Source organism: Asticcacaulis sp. (assembly GCA_024707255.1).
Classification (GTDB): domain Bacteria; phylum Pseudomonadota; class Alphaproteobacteria; order Caulobacterales; family Caulobacteraceae; genus Asticcacaulis.
This window is the reverse complement of record JANQAC010000002.1, coordinates 905297-922713: the sequence shown is the minus strand read 5'-3', so window position 1 is coordinate 922713 and position 17417 is coordinate 905297. Positions and strand designations below refer to the sequence as shown.

At 60.6% G+C, this 17417-nt stretch carries 15 protein-coding genes and 1 pseudogene; 7 read left to right on the top strand and 9 right to left on the bottom strand.

Annotated features, from left to right (window positions below; genetic code table 11):
• Positions 1-319: 319 nt before the first annotated feature.
• On the bottom strand, positions 320-757 hold the full coding sequence (locus NVV72_15605; protein MCR6660693.1) for a glycine zipper domain-containing protein: 438 nt from the start codon (positions 755-757) through the stop codon (positions 320-322).
• 207 nt (positions 758-964) lie between these two features.
• Between NVV72_15605 and NVV72_15600 the strand changes: the two genes are divergently transcribed.
• The gene (locus tag NVV72_15600) at positions 965-2770 is read left to right on the top strand and encodes a long-chain-acyl-CoA synthetase (protein MCR6660692.1); all 1806 of its coding nucleotides are present in this window, start codon (positions 965-967) and stop codon (positions 2768-2770) included.
• Here NVV72_15600 and nhaA read toward each other — a convergent pair.
• On the bottom strand, positions 2767-3858 hold the full coding sequence (gene nhaA, locus NVV72_15595; protein ID MCR6660691.1) for a Na+/H+ antiporter NhaA: 1092 nt from the start codon (positions 3856-3858) through the stop codon (positions 2767-2769). The genes NVV72_15600 and nhaA overlap by 4 nt on opposite strands.
• A gap of 162 nt (positions 3859-4020) precedes the next feature.
• Here nhaA and NVV72_15590 point away from each other — a divergent pair, with 162 nt between their 5' ends.
• Both NVV72_15590 and NVV72_15585 read left to right on the top strand, forming a co-directional pair.
• Entirely contained in the window at positions 4021-4392 is a 372-nt protein-coding gene (locus tag NVV72_15590) for a cystatin domain-containing protein (GenBank protein ID MCR6660690.1), read from the top strand.
• A pseudogene (locus NVV72_15585) lies at positions 4392-5779 on the top strand (YdiU family protein). Before NVV72_15590 ends, NVV72_15585 begins: the two are co-directional and overlap by 1 nt.
• A 58-nt stretch (positions 5780-5837) precedes the next feature.
• Here NVV72_15585 and NVV72_15580 read toward each other — a convergent pair.
• The 5 genes from NVV72_15580 to NVV72_15560 form a co-directional block, all read right to left on the bottom strand.
• Positions 5838-6440, bottom strand: a complete 603-nt coding sequence (locus NVV72_15580) for a hypothetical protein (GenBank protein MCR6660689.1) — start codon at positions 6438-6440, stop codon at positions 5838-5840.
• A gap of 114 nt (positions 6441-6554) precedes the next feature.
• Positions 6555-7478 (bottom strand): glutaminase, encoded by a 924-nt coding sequence (locus tag NVV72_15575; protein ID MCR6660688.1) that lies wholly within the window; start codon positions 7476-7478, stop codon positions 6555-6557.
• Positions 7479-7480: 2 nt separating this feature from the next.
• Positions 7481-8428, bottom strand: a complete 948-nt coding sequence (gene bla, locus NVV72_15570; protein ID MCR6660687.1) for a class A beta-lactamase — start codon at positions 8426-8428, stop codon at positions 7481-7483.
• Positions 8425-10512: a S9 family peptidase gene (locus NVV72_15565; GenBank protein MCR6660686.1), complete on the bottom strand. Its 2088-nt coding sequence runs from the start codon at positions 10510-10512 to the stop codon at positions 8425-8427. Before NVV72_15565 ends, bla begins: the two co-directional genes overlap by 4 nt.
• Before the next feature lie 289 nt (positions 10513-10801).
• A complete protein-coding gene (locus NVV72_15560; protein MCR6660685.1) occupies positions 10802-11248 on the bottom strand; it encodes an SRPBCC family protein in 447 nt (148 codons plus the stop codon).
• 96 nt (positions 11249-11344) lie between these two features.
• Here NVV72_15560 and NVV72_15555 point away from each other — a divergent pair, with 96 nt between their 5' ends.
• Positions 11345-12040: a DUF1345 domain-containing protein gene (locus tag NVV72_15555; protein ID MCR6660684.1), complete on the top strand. Its 696-nt coding sequence runs from the start codon at positions 11345-11347 to the stop codon at positions 12038-12040.
• A gap of 60 nt (positions 12041-12100) precedes the next feature.
• A complete protein-coding gene (locus NVV72_15550; protein MCR6660683.1) occupies positions 12101-12370 on the top strand; it encodes a hypothetical protein in 270 nt (89 codons plus the stop codon).
• Positions 12371-12372: 2 nt separating this feature from the next.
• Here the strand turns inward: NVV72_15550 and NVV72_15545 are convergent, their stop codons facing one another.
• Positions 12373-12828 carry a response regulator gene (locus tag NVV72_15545; GenBank protein ID MCR6660682.1) on the bottom strand — a complete coding sequence of 152 codons (456 nt, stop codon included), beginning with the start codon at positions 12826-12828 and terminating at the stop codon, positions 12373-12375.
• 23 nt (positions 12829-12851) lie between these two features.
• Positions 12852-14348 carry a PAS domain S-box protein gene (locus NVV72_15540; GenBank protein MCR6660681.1) on the bottom strand — a complete coding sequence of 499 codons (1497 nt, stop codon included), beginning with the start codon at positions 14346-14348 and terminating at the stop codon, positions 12852-12854.
• 150 nt (positions 14349-14498) lie between these two features.
• On the opposite strand from NVV72_15540, the gene NVV72_15535 reads away from it, so the two are divergent.
• Positions 14499-14969 carry a response regulator gene (locus NVV72_15535; protein ID MCR6660680.1) on the top strand — a complete coding sequence of 157 codons (471 nt, stop codon included), beginning with the start codon at positions 14499-14501 and terminating at the stop codon, positions 14967-14969.
• A 51-nt stretch (positions 14970-15020) separates the two neighbouring features.
• On the top strand, positions 15021-17414 hold the full coding sequence (rnr, locus tag NVV72_15530; protein MCR6660679.1) for a ribonuclease R: 2394 nt from the start codon (positions 15021-15023) through the stop codon (positions 17412-17414).
• Positions 17415-17417: the final 3 nt, after the last annotated feature.

The following is a 17417-nucleotide window of genomic DNA, read 5'->3' as shown; positions in this document are numbered from 1 at the left end:
AATCCTCCCTTGTTGCAGGGGAGGTGCCGAGCAAGCGTAGCGCGTCGAGGCGGAGGGGTAAAAACCGGTGCCAGTTATAGCGCTTGCGGCCTTTACCCCCTCCGGCGCTTCGCGCCACCTCCCCCTCCAAGAGGGGGAGATCTATCAAAGTGCCCCACCCACCGGCGCTTCGCGCCACCCGTGGCCTTTACCCCCTCTTGAAAATTGCTGACGCAATTTCCAAGCTCCCCCTCCAAGAGGGGGAGACCTTAAACTCCAAAACAAAAGCCCCTTCCGCGTGTCCGCGAAAGGGGCCAAAGGCATATCCGACTAATGGCGATTAGCGGTGCTTGTAACGCAGCACCTTGCCCTTCGAGATATAGTAGTAGTTCATGCCTGCCGGACGGTCCTCGAAATAGACCACCTTGTGATCGGCGCGCGGCCGCGGCTCATAATAGCCCTTGGTGTAGACATAATAGTTGGCGCCGCGGCAGCGCACCTTTTCCTTGGAATTCTTGCCGATGACATAACCGGCCGCGCCGCCAACCGCGCCACCGATGACGGCCGACTTGGTCTTGTCACCCTTCTTGCCGAGCAGGCCACCGGCCAGTGCGCCAGCCGCCGCGCCGATGGCGGCGTCCTTGCCGGCCAGGTCCGACTTCTTGACGTAGCAGTAGCCGTCGTAGCTCTGCGCCGAAGCGGTCAGCGGGGCGGCCACGCCGGCGATCAGCGATAAGGCGCCGGCGGCCAGGGCGAAAACCTTGAGGGAGGAAAACATGAGAAACTCCATGCGGAAATTGGCTATTGATGGCGAGCTATCGGAAAACATTATGGTATTTGCATGACATAATACCCTGACTTTCCGTTACGGCTGCGTCAGAGAAAATAACGCCCGACACGAATTTGCGCTTTACCGGTAACGATTCGGCTATAGGTTATCCTCTACAGTAGACGCCGAGAGCGTACGTACCGGGAGCTTAAGCGCATGGGTCTTGCCGCCAATATCAAGCGTGATTTCATCTTCATGAAGCGCCTGCTGCGCATCCTGAAATGGGTCAAGCCGGTCAATCCGGACTCGCACGACCTGGTGTGCGATGATTTCGAGGCCGTGGCCACGAAATGGCCGAACAATCTGGCGGTCAAGTTCGAGGGGAAATCCCTCACCTATCAGCAGCTTGACACAATGGCCAACCGTTATGCCCACTGGGGCCGTCAGCGCGGTCTGAAGGCCGGCGACACGGTGGCCCTGTTCCTGCCCAACCGGCTCGATTACCTGGCCATCTGGCTGGGCTTCAACAAGATCGGCGTCATCACCGCCCTGATCAACAATTCGCTGACGGGCGCCGGTCTCGCGCACTGCATCAATATCTCGGTGGCCAGCCTGACCATCGTCGACCAGACGACGCGCGCCGCCTTCCAGGAGGTCGAAAGCCAGATTGAGCGTCACCAGGCCCTGTGGGTGCTTGATCTGCCGCGCGAGAGCGAGACCGAGAACTGCCGCAGCCTCGATGCCGCACTTAAAGGCGTCTCCAGTGTCCGCCCCGATCGCGCTTTCCGCAGCGGCCTGACCGCCCATAATGTCGCGCTTTATATCTACACCTCCGGCACCACCGGCCTGCCCAAGGCGGCGAAGATTTCCAATGCCCGCGCCCAGCTCTACATGAAGGCTTTCGCAGGCCTGACCCAAATGAAGCCGAACGAAAAGGTCTATTGCGTCCTGCCGCTTTACCATGCCACCGGCGGACTGTGCGCCGTAGGCGCTGCCCTGCTCAATGGCGCCGGTGTGGTGCTGAAGCGCAAGTTTTCCGCCAGTCAGTTCTGGAGCGATGTCCGCGCCGAGGGCATCACCCATATCGTCTATATTGGTGAACTGTGCCGCTACCTGGTCAATTCACCGCCGGCCCCCAATCCGGAAGACGAGACGAAACACAAGGTCCGCATGGCCTTCGGCAACGGGATGCGGCCGGAGGTCTGGGACCATTTCAAGTCGCGCTTCCGTATCAAGGAAGTGATGGAGTTCTACGGCTCGACCGAGGGCAATGTATCGCTGTTCAACCTGGATGGCCATTCGGGCGCCATTGCCCGGGTGCCGAAAATGCTCAAGAAGAGCTTTAACGTCCGGCTGGTACGCTTTGATATGGAAAGCGAAATGCCCGACCGCCAGCCCAATGGCCTGTGCTACGAGTGCAAGCCCGGCGAAATCGGCGAGGCCATCGGCCAGATCGCCGGGGACGCCCGCCACGCCTATTCCGGCTATGCCGACAAGGCCGCCTCGCAGAAGAAGATCCTGACCGACGTGTTCAAGAAGGGCGACCAGTGGTTCCGCACCGGCGACCTGATGCGGCAGGACAAGGCCGGCTATCTCTATTTCATCGACCGCATCGGCGATACCTTCCGCTGGAAGGGTGAAAACGTCTCGACCTCGGAAGTGGCGGAATATTCCGCCGCGGCGCCGGGCGTCGAGGAAGCCATCATCTACGGCGTACCCGTGCCGAACCACGACGGCAAGGCCGGCATGGCGGCGATCATCGCGCGCGAAGGCTTTGACCTGAAGGTGTTCAAGAACTTTGTCGATTCAAAGCTGCCGGTATGGGCGCGGCCGAAATTCGTGCGGATGCTGCACGATGTCGAGACCACCGGCACGTTCAAGTACAAGAAGATGGACCTGATCAAGGTCGGCTATGACATCACGGCGACCACCGATCCGATCTATGTCTGCCATGGCGATGACTATGTGCCGCTGACGGCGGAGATGATCGAAGATATCACCTCGGGCAAGTTGCGGCTTTAGGCTGCCTTCCGCGACAGCCACAAAGCCCCCGCGCCACCGGACAGCAGCGATCCCAGCACCACGCCCGACTTGACCGCGATCTGGGCCGCTTCATCACCCGCCGGGAAAGCCAGGGCGCCGAGATACAGGCTCATGGTGAAACCGATGCCGCACAAGAGGCAGACGCCATAAAGCTGCCAGGCGGTCGCCCCTTCCGGCATGGCGGCCAGCTTCAGGCGCATGGCCAGCCAGGCGGCAAAAAAGATGCCCAGTTGCTTGCCTGCGAAGAGCCCCAGGGTGACGCCGAGGAAACGCGGGTCGGTCAGGCTGTCCAGCCCGGCGCCGGCCAGCGAAAAACCGGAGGCCGTAAAGGCAAAGAATGGCAGGATGCCGAAGGCGACATAGGGGTGGACATAATGCAACACCTGTTTCAGGACGGGTTCGCCGTTCTTGCCAGGATCGAGCGTCACGCAGAAAGCGGCCATCACCGCGACCAGCGATGGCCCCAGGCCCGACTTGATGCTCATCGCCCAGATCAGCACGAACAGGACCGCGTAAAGCGGGTAAAGCACGATGGGCGACCGGCTGACGAATTTCGCCGCCGCCATGACGGCCAGCAGTGCCGCCATCGCCGCCAGATATCCCACCTGGAAGCCGTGGCTGTAGAATATGCCGATGACCATAATCGCGCCGAGGTCATCGACAATCGCCAAAGTCAGGAGGAAAACACGCAGTGACGCCGGCAGGCCCTTCCCCACCAGCCCCAGTATGGCCAGGGCAAAGGCGATATCGGTGGCCATGGGCACCGACCAGCCGCGCAGGTCGCCGCCGGGCAGAAGGTTGATGCCGGCATAGACCAGGGCCGGCACCACCATGCCGCCGATGGCCGCAATCACCGGCAGGGCCAGTTTCTGCGGGCTGGACAGTTCACCGCGGAATATCTCGTATTTGATTTCGAGGCCAACGATGAAAAAGAAGATCGCCATCAGCCCTTCCTTGGTCCATTCGAGCACGCTCTCATCGAGGCGCCAGCCAGGCACGGACAGGGTGAAATGCGTATGGATGAAGGCGAAATAGCTTTCCGCGAAGGGCGAGTTGGCCCAGACCACGGCCACCACGGCGCAGAGGGCCGATCGTGCCGGAACCGGCCTCGGTCTTGAGGAATTCCAGCAGGGACTTGTTCAGGACTATGTTAGGGGGCGCAGGCATTTTCATGATGGATTTCTAACAGCCGCAGGCGTTATATCCAAGCAAAACCGGATGCCAAAACCATGATATTACCGCGCCTGCCTCTGATTTTTCCAGCCTTGCTGATGGCCGCGTCCATGGCCTGCGCCCAGACCCCGGCTGAACCCACACCGCCGATCGTCGGCGGATACCAGACCGCGCCGGTCGATGACCCGGACATAAAAGCCGCTGCCGATTTCGCGGTTTCCGCCGCGCCCAAACCCTACACCCTGACTGAAATCGTGGCCGCCCGCCGGCAGGTGGTCGCCGGCACAAATTACAGCCTGTGCCTGCGGGTCAAGACGAAGAAGATCGGCCTGTTCACCCATGGCCGCCTTGTCGCCGCCAAGGTCTTCCGCGACCTGAACCAGACTTACCAACTGACCTCCTGGCAGGATGTGAAGACCTGCAACTGATGGATTACAAGCCCGCCCCCCGCCTGGCGCACAGTGCGCTGGCCCTGCATGACCCTGTAACCGCGGCCGATTTCCCGCAGACCATCCTGCGCTACCGCAACCAGCGGACGGCGCAATCGGTCGGACTGGACACCTTGACCGATGCCGGCTGGCTCGCCCATTTTGGCCGCTTCCAGCCCCTGCCCGACAACCAGCCGATCCCCCTAGCCCTGCGCTATCATGGCCACCAGTTTCGCCACTACAATCCTGACCTGGGTGATGGCCGCGGCTTCCTGTTCGCGCAACTGCTCGATGATCAGGAACGCCTGCTCGATCTCGGCACCAAGGGCTCCGGCACTACGCCGTATTCACGTGGCGGCGACGGCCGGCTGACCCTGAAGGGCGGGGTGCGCGAAGTCCTCGCCACGGCTATGCTGGAGGCGCTCGGTGTGCCGACCTCGAAATCCTTTTCGCTGATTGAGACCGGCGAAGCATTGATGCGCGGCGACGAGCCCTCCCCCACGCGGTCCTCGGTCCTCGGTCCGCCTGAGCCACAGCCATTTCCGCTTTGGCACCTTTGAGCGCCTGGCCTATCGCAATGAGGTCGAGACCATGCGCGATCTCGTCGCCTTCGTCCTGGCCAATTACTATCCGCCCTGCACGGATGCCGCGTCACTCTTCGACGCCGTGGTGACACAGACCGCCAGACTGACCGCAAGCTGGATGGCCGCGGGTTTTGTCCATGGCGTGCTCAATACCGACAATATGAACATCACCGGCGAGAGTTTCGATTATGGCCCTTACCGCTTCCTGCCGTATTACGATCCGAACTTTACCGCCGCCTATTTCGACCATACCGGCCTTTACGCCTATGGCCGCCAGCCAGATGCGGTACTGTGGAACCTCGGCCAGTTGGGCCGCTGCCTGACCCTGATCACCGAACCGGAAGCCCTGATCACCAGCTTCAACGCTTTCAACATGCGCTATGAACAGGAACTGGGCCTGGCCATCTGCCGGCGGCTAAATTTCCAGCCGAAGCCAGACAATGCACCACTGGTGAGTGCGTTTTATGCGTTCCTGGCCACCCTGCGCAGCGACGGCAGTTTTGAGGGTCTGTTTTACGACTGGTTCGGCGGCACTATGAGCGAAAAACGCGCCCTTTCCGGTCCGCGCGCCAAAAAGCTACGCCGGCGAGACCTTCGCCGCCTTCCGTGACCTGCTGAAAACCTATGATACCGCCGCACCGGAAAAGCTTGATCATCCGCGCTTCAGGCAGGCCGATCCGGAAACCCTGCTGATCGACGAGATCGAAGCCATCTGGGCGCAGATCGCCCTGGAAGACGACTGGTCGCTCTTTGAGGCCAAACTGGCCGACATGGAAACCTACCGGCAGGCATTGGCATTATAAAAAAGACGCCGGACGAAAGCTCCATCCGGCGTCTTTTCGGCTTGCCCTCTCAAGGGTGTCAGCGGCGGTTCCAGCGCCCCCGGTTGCGGTCTTCGTCGTCGCGGGCATAGGAGCGCTCGCGGTCATTGTAGCGGTCGCGGTCGTAATCCTCGCGGCCGTAATCGGAATGCTCACGGCTCATCCAGCCGCCACGCTCATTTCCCCGCTGGTAACCGGAGTGATCGTCACGGTGCCGCGCCAGGTTCTCGCGTCGCATATCTTCTTCATCGACACGGCGGTAGTCGTTATACTGGTAACGATAATCAGGCTCGCGGTTTTCCCAGTGCCGGCGGTGACCGGCGCGATGACGGTCCTCGCGTTCCTGATCGGCGCTGTATCCGGCACGGTCGTCGCCATAACCCGGCACCAGGTCACGGCGGTAATAGGCATCGCGGTCGCGGTCATAACGATCACGGTTGCGATAATCATAGTCACGGTCCAGCGGGCGCTCATCCCTACGCAGATCACGGCGGTCGCGCCATTCCTGGGCATCGTCCCTCAGGCTGCGCTGGACGCTGACATCGTCATCATCCCGATTCCACGGCGCTACTTGGGGCGTATAGGCGCGGCCGACCATATTGGTGCCGCCGGTGTTGTCGTTGATGTTGTAATTTCTGGGCATGGGAGTCTCCTGATCGCCTGGTCCGCGTATGTCCTCAGATGTCCGGAGAGTTTAGGCGCGCCTCTGTAAGATTGGCATCCCGATGGCGGGGCCAGCCATAAAGGTTTGGCAAAGTTACAAGACGGAACAGTTGGTCAACTGGCTGAAATATTCCAGCGCCGCCGTACCGACCACGCTGGAACCGAATTTATCCAGTTCCGGCGACCAGACGGCAATGGTGGCCTGTCCCGGCACCACCGCCAGGATACCGCCGCCGACGCCGCTCTTGGCCGGCAAACCAACGCGATAGGCAAAGGAGCCGACACTGTCATAGGTGCCGCAGGTCAGCAGCAGGGCATTCAGGCGGCGAGTCAGGCGCGATGGGAAGATGGTCTCCTCGGCAATGGGTGAGAAGCCATCGGCCGCCAGAGGCAGGGCCGCGCGGGCCAGTTGCCGGCACGTGAGGGTGATAGCGCACTGGCGGCAATAGGCGGCAATTACTGTCTCGACCCCGTGTGTTATGGTGCCGGCGCCGCGCATCAGGTTGGCGATGGCGCGGTTCTTGTGGGCGGTGTCGATCTCGCTCTGCGCCACGGCTTCGTCGATATCGAGCTGTGAGCCGCTCAGCATGCCCAGGAAATCACGCACCAGCCGGTCGGGCGCCTTGACCGTATCGAGCAGGATATCGGTGATCGCCAGCGCACCGGCATTGATAAAGGGATTGCGCGGCACGCCCTGCTCGTATTCGAGCTGGGACAGAAAATTGAACGGCGTGCCGGAAGGCTCCTTGCCGACACGTGTCCATACCTCGTCGCCGATCTGGTTGAGCGCCAGGCCGAGCGCGAATAGCTTGGTGATCGATTGCGCCGAAAAAGCCTCGTCAGCATCGCCAATCACATGTTCACCGCCGGAGACGGTGCAGACCGCCATGCCGAACTTGTTCGGATCAATGCCTGCCAGTTGCGGAATATAGTCCGCCGGCCGCCCCTTGCCGAACTGCGGACGCACCATCAGCGCGACCTCGGCCAGCACATCGTCGATCGAAACACCTGATTTCATGGTCAGGACGTTGCGCTGGATGCGTCCGCCTTGTCCAGGGTTTCGACGAAATTCAGCGTGTCAAAGACGAGCCTGGTGATGTCCGCGATAATCTGGTTACGGCCATCGGCATCGAGCGTGCCGCCGGAGGTATAGATCGACAGGAAGACCGGCGGCTTATTGGGCAGCCAGACGACGCCGACATCATTGGTGGCGTTGTTGGCGCCGGTGCCTGTCTTGTCGGCCACCACGGCACCTTTCGGCACGCCGGCGCGGATGCGTGCATTGCCGGTAGAGGTGGCGACCATCCAGTCCTTGAGCCGTTTCTGGCTCTCGGACTTGAGGACCGTGCCGGTGAAGACAGTGCGCAGCAAGGTACTCATCGCTTCCGGCGTCGTGGTATCCTGTTCGTCGCCGTCGATATTGCTGTTGAGCGTTGGTTCGGTGCGGTCGAAGCGCGTGACCGTATCGCCAAGGCCGCGCACGAAAGCGGTCAGGCCGGAGGGACCGCCGATTAGTGGCAGAAGCAGGTTGGCCGCCGTATTGTCAGAAAGCGAGACTGCCGCTAAGCACAGGTCACCGATGGTCATTTCGCCCTTGGCGAGATTAACCGTTGTGGTCGGGGCGTAGTCGAGCAGGTCCTTTTTGCCGTATTTGATCGGGTCCGTGACCTTGAGTTTGCCCTGATCGACCTGCTGGAGGATAGCGGCCGCCAGTACCCATTTGAAGGTCGAGCACATGGCGAAGCGCTCGGTCGACTGGATACTCAAAGAGCCATTGGCCTCGGCATTGGCAGTGGCGGTTCCCGTCAGGGCCGACACCCCGACCCGGCCGCCGTGGCGTTTCTGGATCTCGATCATGCGCTGGGCAAATCCCAGGGCCTGCGTCACTTTTTCAGAACAGCCGCCCAAAGAACCGGCAAGGGCCAGCGCGGCCCCGCCACTGAGGATAAGACCGCGCCGCGAAATCATTTTGCACCTTCGGACTTGGAACCGATATGCGTATCCAGCCAGTTGAAGACCGTATCATGCCATTTGATCGAATTGGCCGGCTTGAGCACCCAGTGGTTTTCATCCGGGAAGCGCAGGAACTCGGATTCGATGCCCTGGCGCTGGAGCGCGGTGAAGGCGCCGATGCCCTGCTCGACCGGAATGCGGTAATCCTTGTCGGAATGGACGATCAGCATCGGCACCGACCAGTCTTTCGCATGGAGCGCCGGGTTGAAGTCATCATATTTGGCGGGATTATCATAGATAACACCGCCATGTTCCCACTCCTCGAACCACAGTTCCTCGGTGGAATAACCCATGGAGCGCAAATCGAAGACGCCATCATGCGTCACCAGGCATTTCCAGGGTTGTTTCCAGTTGCCGGCGATCCAGTTGACCATGAAGCCGCCATAGGAGGCGCCGAGCGCACAAGCCTTGTCGCCGTTGAGGAATTTGTATTTGTCGAGTGCGTAGGCCCAGCCCTTTTGCAGATCTTCCAGCGGGCGATCTCCCCAGTGCTGCGAGATGGCGTCCTCAAATGCCTGGCCGTAGCCGGTCGAGCCGTGGAAATCGATCATCACCACCGCATAGCCGGCACCGGCATAGGTCTGCGGGTTCCAGCGATAGGACCAGCCGTCGCCGAATGAGCCTTGCGGTCCGCCGTGGATCAGGAAGGCGACCGGATAGGACTTGCCCTCTTCATAGCCCACTGGCTTGATGACATAGCCGTGGACGTCCTCATTGTTCCAGCCCTTGAAGCTGAACTGCTCATATTGACCCGTGGTCAGGCCATCGAGGACGGCATCGAACCTGGTCAGGTTGATGGCGCCGTCATCAAGGAAGGCGGCTTTCGGCTTCGCCTGATAGAAGGTCGATGGACGGTTCAGGCTGTCCTGCAGGAAGACCATGCCGCGCGGGGTCTCGGCATAGGCACTGGTATGGCCGGATTTGGTCAGCGGCGTCACCTTGCCGCTTTTCACATCCACGCGGAAGAGAATGTGCTTACCCACATCATCGGCATCGACCAGCAGGCTCTTGCCGTCCTTCGCCCACTGCATACCGCCGACCGAGCGATCCCAGTCGGGCGCCAACTCGCGGGCCTTGCCGTCTTCGCCCATCAGCATGATGCCGAAGCGGTCGGCCTCGAAGCCGGGGCGCTTCATGGCCAGATAGGCCACGGCCTTGCCATCGGGCGAGACACGCGGCGTGCCGTCCCAGGCCTTGTTATCGGTCGTGTGGTCAGTGAGTGCGCCGCCGGTGATCGGCACCGAATAGATGTCGAAATTGGTGCTCCACGGCTCGGACTTGCCGGCCTCGCGCGCCGAGAACCAGACGGTCCTCGAATCAGGGCTGATCGTGTAGTCGCCTTCGTCGCCATAGGGCTTGGAGGGCACGTCGCCGTCATAGCCGTCGGTCAGGGCCACGGCGTCGCCGCCCGCCATCGGCACATAGAACAGGTGGTTGCGCGTGCCGTCGGCCCAGGTGTCCCAGTGGCGGACGAAGATCTTGTCATAGACCGTGCCGGAAGACTTATCGGCCTTGCGATCCGTCTGCTTCTGGACGGTGCAGGCGATCTCCTGCCCCTTGCATTCGGGGAAGACGGCTAGGCCAACGACAACCCCCTTGCCGTCCGGCGTGATTTGGTAAGCCTGCACATCGAGCGGCAGATGCGTCACCTGGGTGGCGGTGGCGCCGGTCAGGTCGGTCTTCCACACCTGGTCGGTACCGCCCTCGCCGCGGCCGGAGATGAAGTAGATGCTGCCATCCGGACCGAACTGGGCATTGGAGGCGCCGCCTTCGGAAACCGCGAGCTTGACTTCCGCCTTGGCCGGCTGGGTCAGGTCCTTCAGCCAGATCGAATTGACGCCCTTGTTCTTGTCCATATCGGTGACGCGGATGCTGAGGACGGCATAGCGGCCGGTCGGATCAAGCTTGAAGCTATTGATCCTGTCCAGCTTGATCATTTCGCTATAGGTCAACGGGGCAGCGTGTGCCGCGCCCGCCAGTGCGGCCAGCGAAACCGAACCAGCCAGCAAGACAGCCGTGAATTTGGATTTAAGGAACATGGACCAACCTGTGTCGTTTGTTACGAGTTGGCATGTGTTAAAGACCCCTTTGGCGGACTTGTCGAGCGCCTGGACTAAAACATTGCCGAATTTTAATGTTGGCTGCCGAGCCTCTGGCGATAGCGGTAGCGTGTGGTTGCTCTGAATATCTGTGTCTTCTGTGGATCAAAAAAACGGACATTCACGCACGCACCGACCTTAGCAGGAAGGGTATCCACAGATGACACAGATGTCCTTGGTCATCTCACGCTACCGCTATCACCGGTGCTTTTTTCAGGTCTATATTGGCTTACGCCGCTTCCTTGGCCAGCAGGGCGCGGATGTTTTCCATCGTCTGGATGGTCTGTTTCGGCAGCTTCATTTTGAACATCGGCGACATCAGCTTGGCCATGAACGAATGCGGCGTGATATCGATATGGTGCGTCAACCGCGTACCTTCGCCGTTGGGCTCCATGCGGAATTCGACAATGACCTGCATCATCTTGTCATAATAGCGGTAGGCCATATGGCGGTCTTCTTCATAAGCCGTGATCACCCCATCCATCAGGCCATGGCGGCCGCCCTCGCAATAGGCGTAACGCAGCTTGTCGCCGACCTTGTTGGGGCCAGAACCCTGCTTGGCCACGCCTTCGCAGCGTTTGAGCCACAGAGGCACCTTTGAATAATCGGCCAGAAGGGTGAACACCTGATGCGGGGATTGCGGCAAATCGATACCATGCTGAAAACTGATCGCCATGAACGGACCCTGTTCCTCCCGGATAAGGTAAAATTGACAAACGCCGGATCGGAGAGCCTAACATAGGCCGGCTAACTGACAAGTCTTTAGAGTCTCATGACACCCGCAAAAACCGGCTTCCTCGATCTTCATGTCATCCGCTATCTGCGCCACAAGCCGCAATTGCTCCTGTCGGTCGTCATGGGGCTTGCCGTTCTGGCCGGCTGCCTGTTCCTGACGCCGCTGAACGGTATCACGGCCTCGCTGATCGCCTGGAACAGCTTTGCCGTGTTCTATATCCTCATTTCGCTGCACGCCATGATGACGGCGAACCATGAGACCCTTAAAAGCCACGCCCACCTTTATGATGACGGCGAAGGCGTGATTCTGCTGGTATCGATCCTGGCGGTGATATTGAGCTTCGTCGCCATCGTTGGCGAACTGGCCACCACGCAGACCGTCAGTAATCCAGTGAAAGCCTGGCATATCGCCCTCTCCGGTCTGACCCTCGTCAGTTCGTGGACCTACATCCACCTCGCCTTCACCTTCCACTACGCGCATGGCTATTATGCCGAGCTGCCGCGCAATAAAGGCAAGGCCGGCCTGATATTTCCGGGTACGGATGCGCCGCACTATATGGATTTTCTCTATTTCGCCTTCGTAATCGGCACGTCAGGCCAGACAGCGGATGTCGATTTCGCCACCACCGACATGCGGCGAATCGGCCTGATCCACTGTGTCTCGGCCTATCTGTTCAACGCCACTGTCCTGGCCCTGACCATAAATATCGCGGCTTCGCTGATCTCCAAATAACACTGTAACCCTTTGGATGCCACAGACGTATTACTATGATCAGGCTTCGGAGCGAACAGAATGTCGATCAGCGGAGATTATGCCCATCCCGTTACGGTCAACGGGTACACCTGCCGAAACTGCACGGATGTCGACTACGCCAAAAAGCATATCGACCCGGCGCATCCGAAATCCGGTCCCTACGGCGTCAATGCGAAAACGGACCCGACCGTAAAGGCTGAGGCGGCGTTTCATTTCGGCGGCAAACTGGCAAATGTCGAAATGCGACAGGGCAATACATCAACGGTATCGGCAGCCGGACCGGGCGCACGGCTCAATATTCTCGCCTGATCCTATTCCGGCGTCGGCAGCACGGCCAGCACAAAGAAGAACTGCTCTATCGAGCGCACCACGTCACTGAAGTTTTCCAGGTTGAACGGCTTGACGATATAGGCATTGGCGTGAAGCCCGTAGCTGCCGGCAATATCCGGCGGCGCCGATGAACTGGACAGGATAATCACCGGTATGTGGCGCAACACGTCGTCGGTCTTGATCTCCGCCAGCACATCCTTGCCGCTCATCATAGGCAGGTTGAGATCGAGCAGGATAATATCCGGCAGGCTGAGGCCGGCATATTCGCCTTCCCGTCGCAACATGGCCAAGGCCTTCTCACCGGTTTCGGCCACGGTCAGGTTGTTCTCGATCTCAGCCTGGCGAAAGGCGCGCGCCGCCAGCAGGGCATCACCGCGATTGTCCTCGACCAGCATGACCTCGGCCGGACGCCCTTCCCGAATAAGCAGATTGGCCATCGTCTATCTCCCAGATGTGCAGCTTACCCGGATTTCAGATTTTTCGGAATGGTGAAAAAGAAGGTACTGCCGGTATCCGGTTCGGAAACCGCCCAGATGCGGCCGCCATGGCTTTCGACGATTTTCCGGCATACCGACAGGCCCAGGCCGGACCCCTGAATGCCTTCCCAGCTATGCAGGCGCCGGAAGGGTTCGAATATCTGGTCGATAAAGGCGTCTTCTATGCCCATGCCGTTGTCGCGCACCGATATCCGCCAGTCGTCGCCATCGTCCTCACAGCCGATATGGACGACCGGCAGCCGACGCGGTTTCTGATACTTGATGGCATTGGCGATCAGGTTCTGCATCAGGCGCATCAGTTGCACGCCATTGCCGCAGATGACCGGCAGCGGGTCATAGGTGATCACCGCCTGGCTTTCCTTCGTGAGGGTACGCAGGTTTTCCAGCACATGGGCCAGTTCGACGCGTAGATCGACCTTATCGTACCGTCCGCTGTCCTTGTCGAGCCGGGCATATTCGAGCAGATCCTGGACCATGTCGCGCATCCGCCCGGCCGAATCGCCGATGATCTTCAGGTACTCGCGGCCGTCGTCATCCAGCTTGTCAGCATAATCATGGGCGATGATCTGGCTGAAATTGAGCACCATGCGCAGGGGCTCCTGCATGTCGTGCGAGGCGACATAGGCGAAGCGCTCCAGTTCGGTATTGGAATCGGTCAGGCGTTTCAGCAGTTTCTGGCGCGCCGCCTCGGCCTGCTTGGCCTTGGTAATGTCGCGGATAATGCCGGTATAGTGCCGCTTCCCGTCCACCTCGAAGGCGCTGACAGAAAGGTCTGCGGCAAAGGCCGTGCCGTCCTTTCGAACACCCTGGACTTCGCGCGCACCGGCGTCGATCGGCAGGTATTCGCTGACATAGCGGTCGTGCTCGGTATAGGTCGGGTCGGGCATCAGCAGCGAAATCGGCCGGCCGATCACTTCACTGGCCTGATAGCCGAACATGTCCTCGCAGGCGGCATTGAAGCTGCAGATGCGGTCGTGTTCATCGATGGTGATGACGCCGTCCAGCACATTGTCTATCACCGCCCGGCTGTTTTCCTCGCTCTGCCGGTACATCGTCTCCAGCTTGGTGTTAACCTCACGAAGCTGCGCCGGGCTTGGCAAGGTCAAAAGCTGCGGCATCAGGCGGATGACCATGACCAGGGTGGCAATGGAGACGACGGCCGTAGCGGCCTTGACCCAGCCCTCGAATATATAGTCCGGATGCCACAGCACCCAGATGCTCAACAGATGGGTGCAGCCACACAGCAGGATAAAGGCGCCGAACAGGACGAAAACCCGCTGGAACGGCAGGTCGCGGCGCTTGCGAATGAAATAGATCAGGGCCAGCGGAATGCCGAAATAGGCCAGAGCAATGGCCAGATCGGACAGGACGTGCAGCCACAGAACGCCCGGCTGCCACAGGAAGCAGTAGCCGTGCGGCATGAAGCCATTGGCGCTCATTTCGTGTTTCATATCCGCCATCTCCCCGGTCCTTGAAGTCAGGTTACAACAAAGCGCCTCCACAAGGTAAGTCCTGAAATTGAACCCACCGGTCTTTGTAGAAAAGCGCTTGCGGCCCCCTCAAAAATAGCGGACACCTTTACCGCAGGGAAACCGGAAAGAAGAGACGACATGACCAGAATCGCAGACAGGGCGCGCGCCGCGCAGGTATTGCTGGTCGAAGACAATCGCGGCGATGCGGTCCTCACCCGGCGGGCCTTCAAACGGGCCAACCTGGCCAGCGACATACTGGTGGCGGAGACTGGCGAAAAGGGCCTGAGCATCCTGCGCCGCGAAGGCGAACACGCCGAAGCCCCCCGGCCCGATCTGATCCTGCTCGATCTCAACCTGCCGCACATGCACGGCCAGGACTTCCTGCAAACGGTCAAGGAAGACCCGGATTTCAAGCGCATACCAGTGATCGTGCTGTCGAGTTCCAGCGCCGATATGGATATTACCGACAGCTACGACCACCATGCCAATGGCTACATCACCAAGCCGCTAGATGCCGATACCTATGACGATATCGTTTCGCGCATAGAGCAGTACTGGTTCACCCTGATGCAATTACCGCCCGACCAACCGCCGCCGTCCTATAGTTAAATCTTTGGCGGGGGATGGTGTCCCGTTTGAGTCTCGCTTACATTAGAGGCAATGACAAAGCTCCCCCGCATTCCGCGCGCCGCAAAAGCCCCCCATCTGCAAAAACCTGTCGCATCCCGGCCCTCCAAGGGCCTGCCTGACGACCAGACCCTTCTCGACGCCTTGGCGGCGTCGCGCGAGATCGATGTCGGCGACCTCGCCAAACAATTTGGTCTCAAGGGGGATGATCGCCGGGCGTTGCGCCAACGGCTGAAGGCGCTCAGCGAGGAAGGCAGGCTGCACAAGAGCGGCCGCAAGTCGTTCGGTGCCCTGGGCGCCCTGCCCGATACCGGCGTCTGCGAAGTGGTCGAGCGCGATATCGATGGCGAACTGTGGGTCCGCTGGGGCAAGACGGACCCGAAGAACCCGTCGCCGCTCGCCCGCCTCGCGCCCCTTAAGCCTTCGGCCGCCCAGACGCCGCCCGCCATGGGCGACCGCATCTATGTCCGCTTCGAGCAGACCTCTGACGGCTGGGTCGCCCATCTGATCAAGGTGCTCGACCAGGGCGCACCCAAGCTGGTCGGCGTGGTGCGGATCGGCCGGTCGCGCAAGGGGCCAAGGGAATACCGGCTGGAATCGGTCAATCGCAAGGAAAAGTCGAGCTTTACCCTCACCGGCAGCAATCTCGATACACTGGAAGATGGCGATGTGGTGATCGCCGCGCCGGTCGGCGGCGTGCATAAATATGGCCCGAAGCCCGCCCGCGTGCTGGAGGTCATCGGCAAGGAGGACAGCCCGAAGATCGCCTCGGTCATGGCCATCCACAGCCACGGCCTGCCCATCGGCTTCCAGTCGAGCACCGAGGACGAGGCAAAAACCGCCGAGCCGCCGACGCTTGGCAAGCGCACCGACCTGCGCGACCTGCCGTTCGTCACCATCGATCCGGTGGACGCCAAGGACCATGACGACGCCGTCTATGCCCATGCCGACGACGACCCCGCCAATCCGGACGGCCATGTCGTCTGGGTAGCCATCGCCGACGTCGCCTCTTACGTTACTTCCGGTTCGTCGCTCGACCGCGATGCCCGCGACAAGGGCAATTCGACCTATTTCCCCGATCGTGTCGAGCCCATGCTGCCGCACGTCCTCTCCTCTGGCCTGTGCAGCTTGCAGGAAGGCGAGAACCGCGCCACGCTGGCCGTGCGCATGGTCTTCAACGCCACCGGCAAGAAGATCAGCCACAAATTCGTGCGCGGCCTGATGCGTTCGGCCGCCAAGCTCTCCTACGAACAGGCGCAGGCCGCCATCGACGGCAATCCGGATGACAAGACCGGTCCGATCCTCGACGCCTTGCTGAAGCCTTTGTGGGCGGCCCATGCCTGCCTGACGCGTGGGCGCAACACCCGCCAGCCGCTGCACATCACTTCGCCGGAGCGCCGTGTAAAGCTCGACGCCTACGGCAATGTTGTCTCCATCGAACAGCGTGTCTCGCTCGATGCCATGCAGTTGATCGAGGAAATGATGATCCAGGCCAATGTCAGCGCGGCCGAGGAACTGCAAAAGCATAAAACCCCACTGGTCTATCGCGTCCACGAAACGCCGTCGCTGGAAAAGGTCGGCAACCTGGCCGATTTTCTGCAAACGATTGGGTTGCCATGGAACAAGGGCGAGCCGCCGCGCACGGAGCGCTTCAACGCCCTGCTGGACAGCCAGAAGGACGGTCCGCACGCCGAGATCATCAACGAGGTGGTGCTGCGCACCCAGATGCAGGCGCACTACTCGCCGGAAAACTACAGCCACTTCGGGCTCAATCTCGATAATTACGCCCATTTCACCTCCCCGATCCGCCGCTATGCCGACCTGGTAGTCCATCGCGGCCTTATCCGGGCGCTCAAACTGGGCGATGACGGCCTGACCGACTACGAGATCAAGACGCTGGCCGATACCGCCGAGCATATCACCGCTACCGAGCGCCGGTCCATGCAGGCCGAGCGCGAGGCCATCGAGCGCTATGTGGCCGCCTTCCTGCACGACAAGGTGGGCGCCACCTTCGCGGGCCGGATCGTCGGCGTGACGCGCTTCGGGCTGTTCGTGAAGCTGACCGATACCGGCGCCGACGGCATCATCCCGGTATCATCGCTGGGCAATGATTATTTCGTCCACGATGATGTGCAGCACGCCCTGATCGGCGAGCGCAGCGGCGAGCGCTGGCGCCTGGGCCGGCAGATCGAGGTGGAACTGACCGAGGCCATGCCGATCACCGGCGGTCTGGTGTTCAAGATGCTGAGCGAACCGGAAGCCGCCGATCCCAATGCGCCGAAACCGCGCCTGGGCGTGCGCGGCCGGGGTCCGGGCTACCAGACGCGCGGAAAGGGTCCGCAGAAAGCCGGCTTCCGCGACAAGACCATGAAATCCGGCGGCGCTAAACACGGCGTCAAGAACATGAAGAAAAAGAAGAAAAGATAAGGT

What these genes read in the sequence shown, in the direction of transcription:
- NVV72_15605 (MCR6660693.1), bottom strand. Translation starts at nt 757, where the DNA reads ATGTTTTCCTCCCTCAAGGTTTTCGCCCTGGCCGCCGGCGCCTTATCG.
- NVV72_15600 (MCR6660692.1), top strand. Translation starts at nt 965, where the DNA reads ATGGGTCTTGCCGCCAATATCAAGCGTGATTTCATCTTCATGAAGCGC.
- NVV72_15590 (MCR6660690.1), top strand. Translation starts at nt 4,021, where the DNA reads ATGATATTACCGCGCCTGCCTCTGATTTTTCCAGCCTTGCTGATGGCC.
- NVV72_15580 (MCR6660689.1), bottom strand. Translation starts at nt 6,440, where the DNA reads ATGCCCAGAAATTACAACATCAACGACAACACCGGCGGCACCAATATG.
- NVV72_15575 (MCR6660688.1), bottom strand. Translation starts at nt 7,478, where the DNA reads ATGAAATCAGGTGTTTCGATCGACGATGTGCTGGCCGAGGTCGCGCTG.
- bla (MCR6660687.1), bottom strand. Translation starts at nt 8,428, where the DNA reads ATGATTTCGCGGCGCGGTCTTATCCTCAGTGGCGGGGCCGCGCTGGCC.
- NVV72_15565 (MCR6660686.1), bottom strand. Translation starts at nt 10,512, where the DNA reads ATGTTCCTTAAATCCAAATTCACGGCTGTCTTGCTGGCTGGTTCGGTT.
- NVV72_15560 (MCR6660685.1), bottom strand. Translation starts at nt 11,248, where the DNA reads ATGGCGATCAGTTTTCAGCATGGTATCGATTTGCCGCAATCCCCGCAT.
- NVV72_15555 (MCR6660684.1), top strand. Translation starts at nt 11,345, where the DNA reads ATGACACCCGCAAAAACCGGCTTCCTCGATCTTCATGTCATCCGCTAT.
- NVV72_15550 (MCR6660683.1), top strand. Translation starts at nt 12,101, where the DNA reads ATGTCGATCAGCGGAGATTATGCCCATCCCGTTACGGTCAACGGGTAC.
- NVV72_15545 (MCR6660682.1), bottom strand. Translation starts at nt 12,828, where the DNA reads ATGGCCAATCTGCTTATTCGGGAAGGGCGTCCGGCCGAGGTCATGCTG.
- NVV72_15540 (MCR6660681.1), bottom strand. Translation starts at nt 14,348, where the DNA reads ATGGCGGATATGAAACACGAAATGAGCGCCAATGGCTTCATGCCGCAC.
- NVV72_15535 (MCR6660680.1), top strand. Translation starts at nt 14,499, where the DNA reads ATGACCAGAATCGCAGACAGGGCGCGCGCCGCGCAGGTATTGCTGGTC.
- rnr (MCR6660679.1), top strand. Translation starts at nt 15,021, where the DNA reads ATGACAAAGCTCCCCCGCATTCCGCGCGCCGCAAAAGCCCCCCATCTG.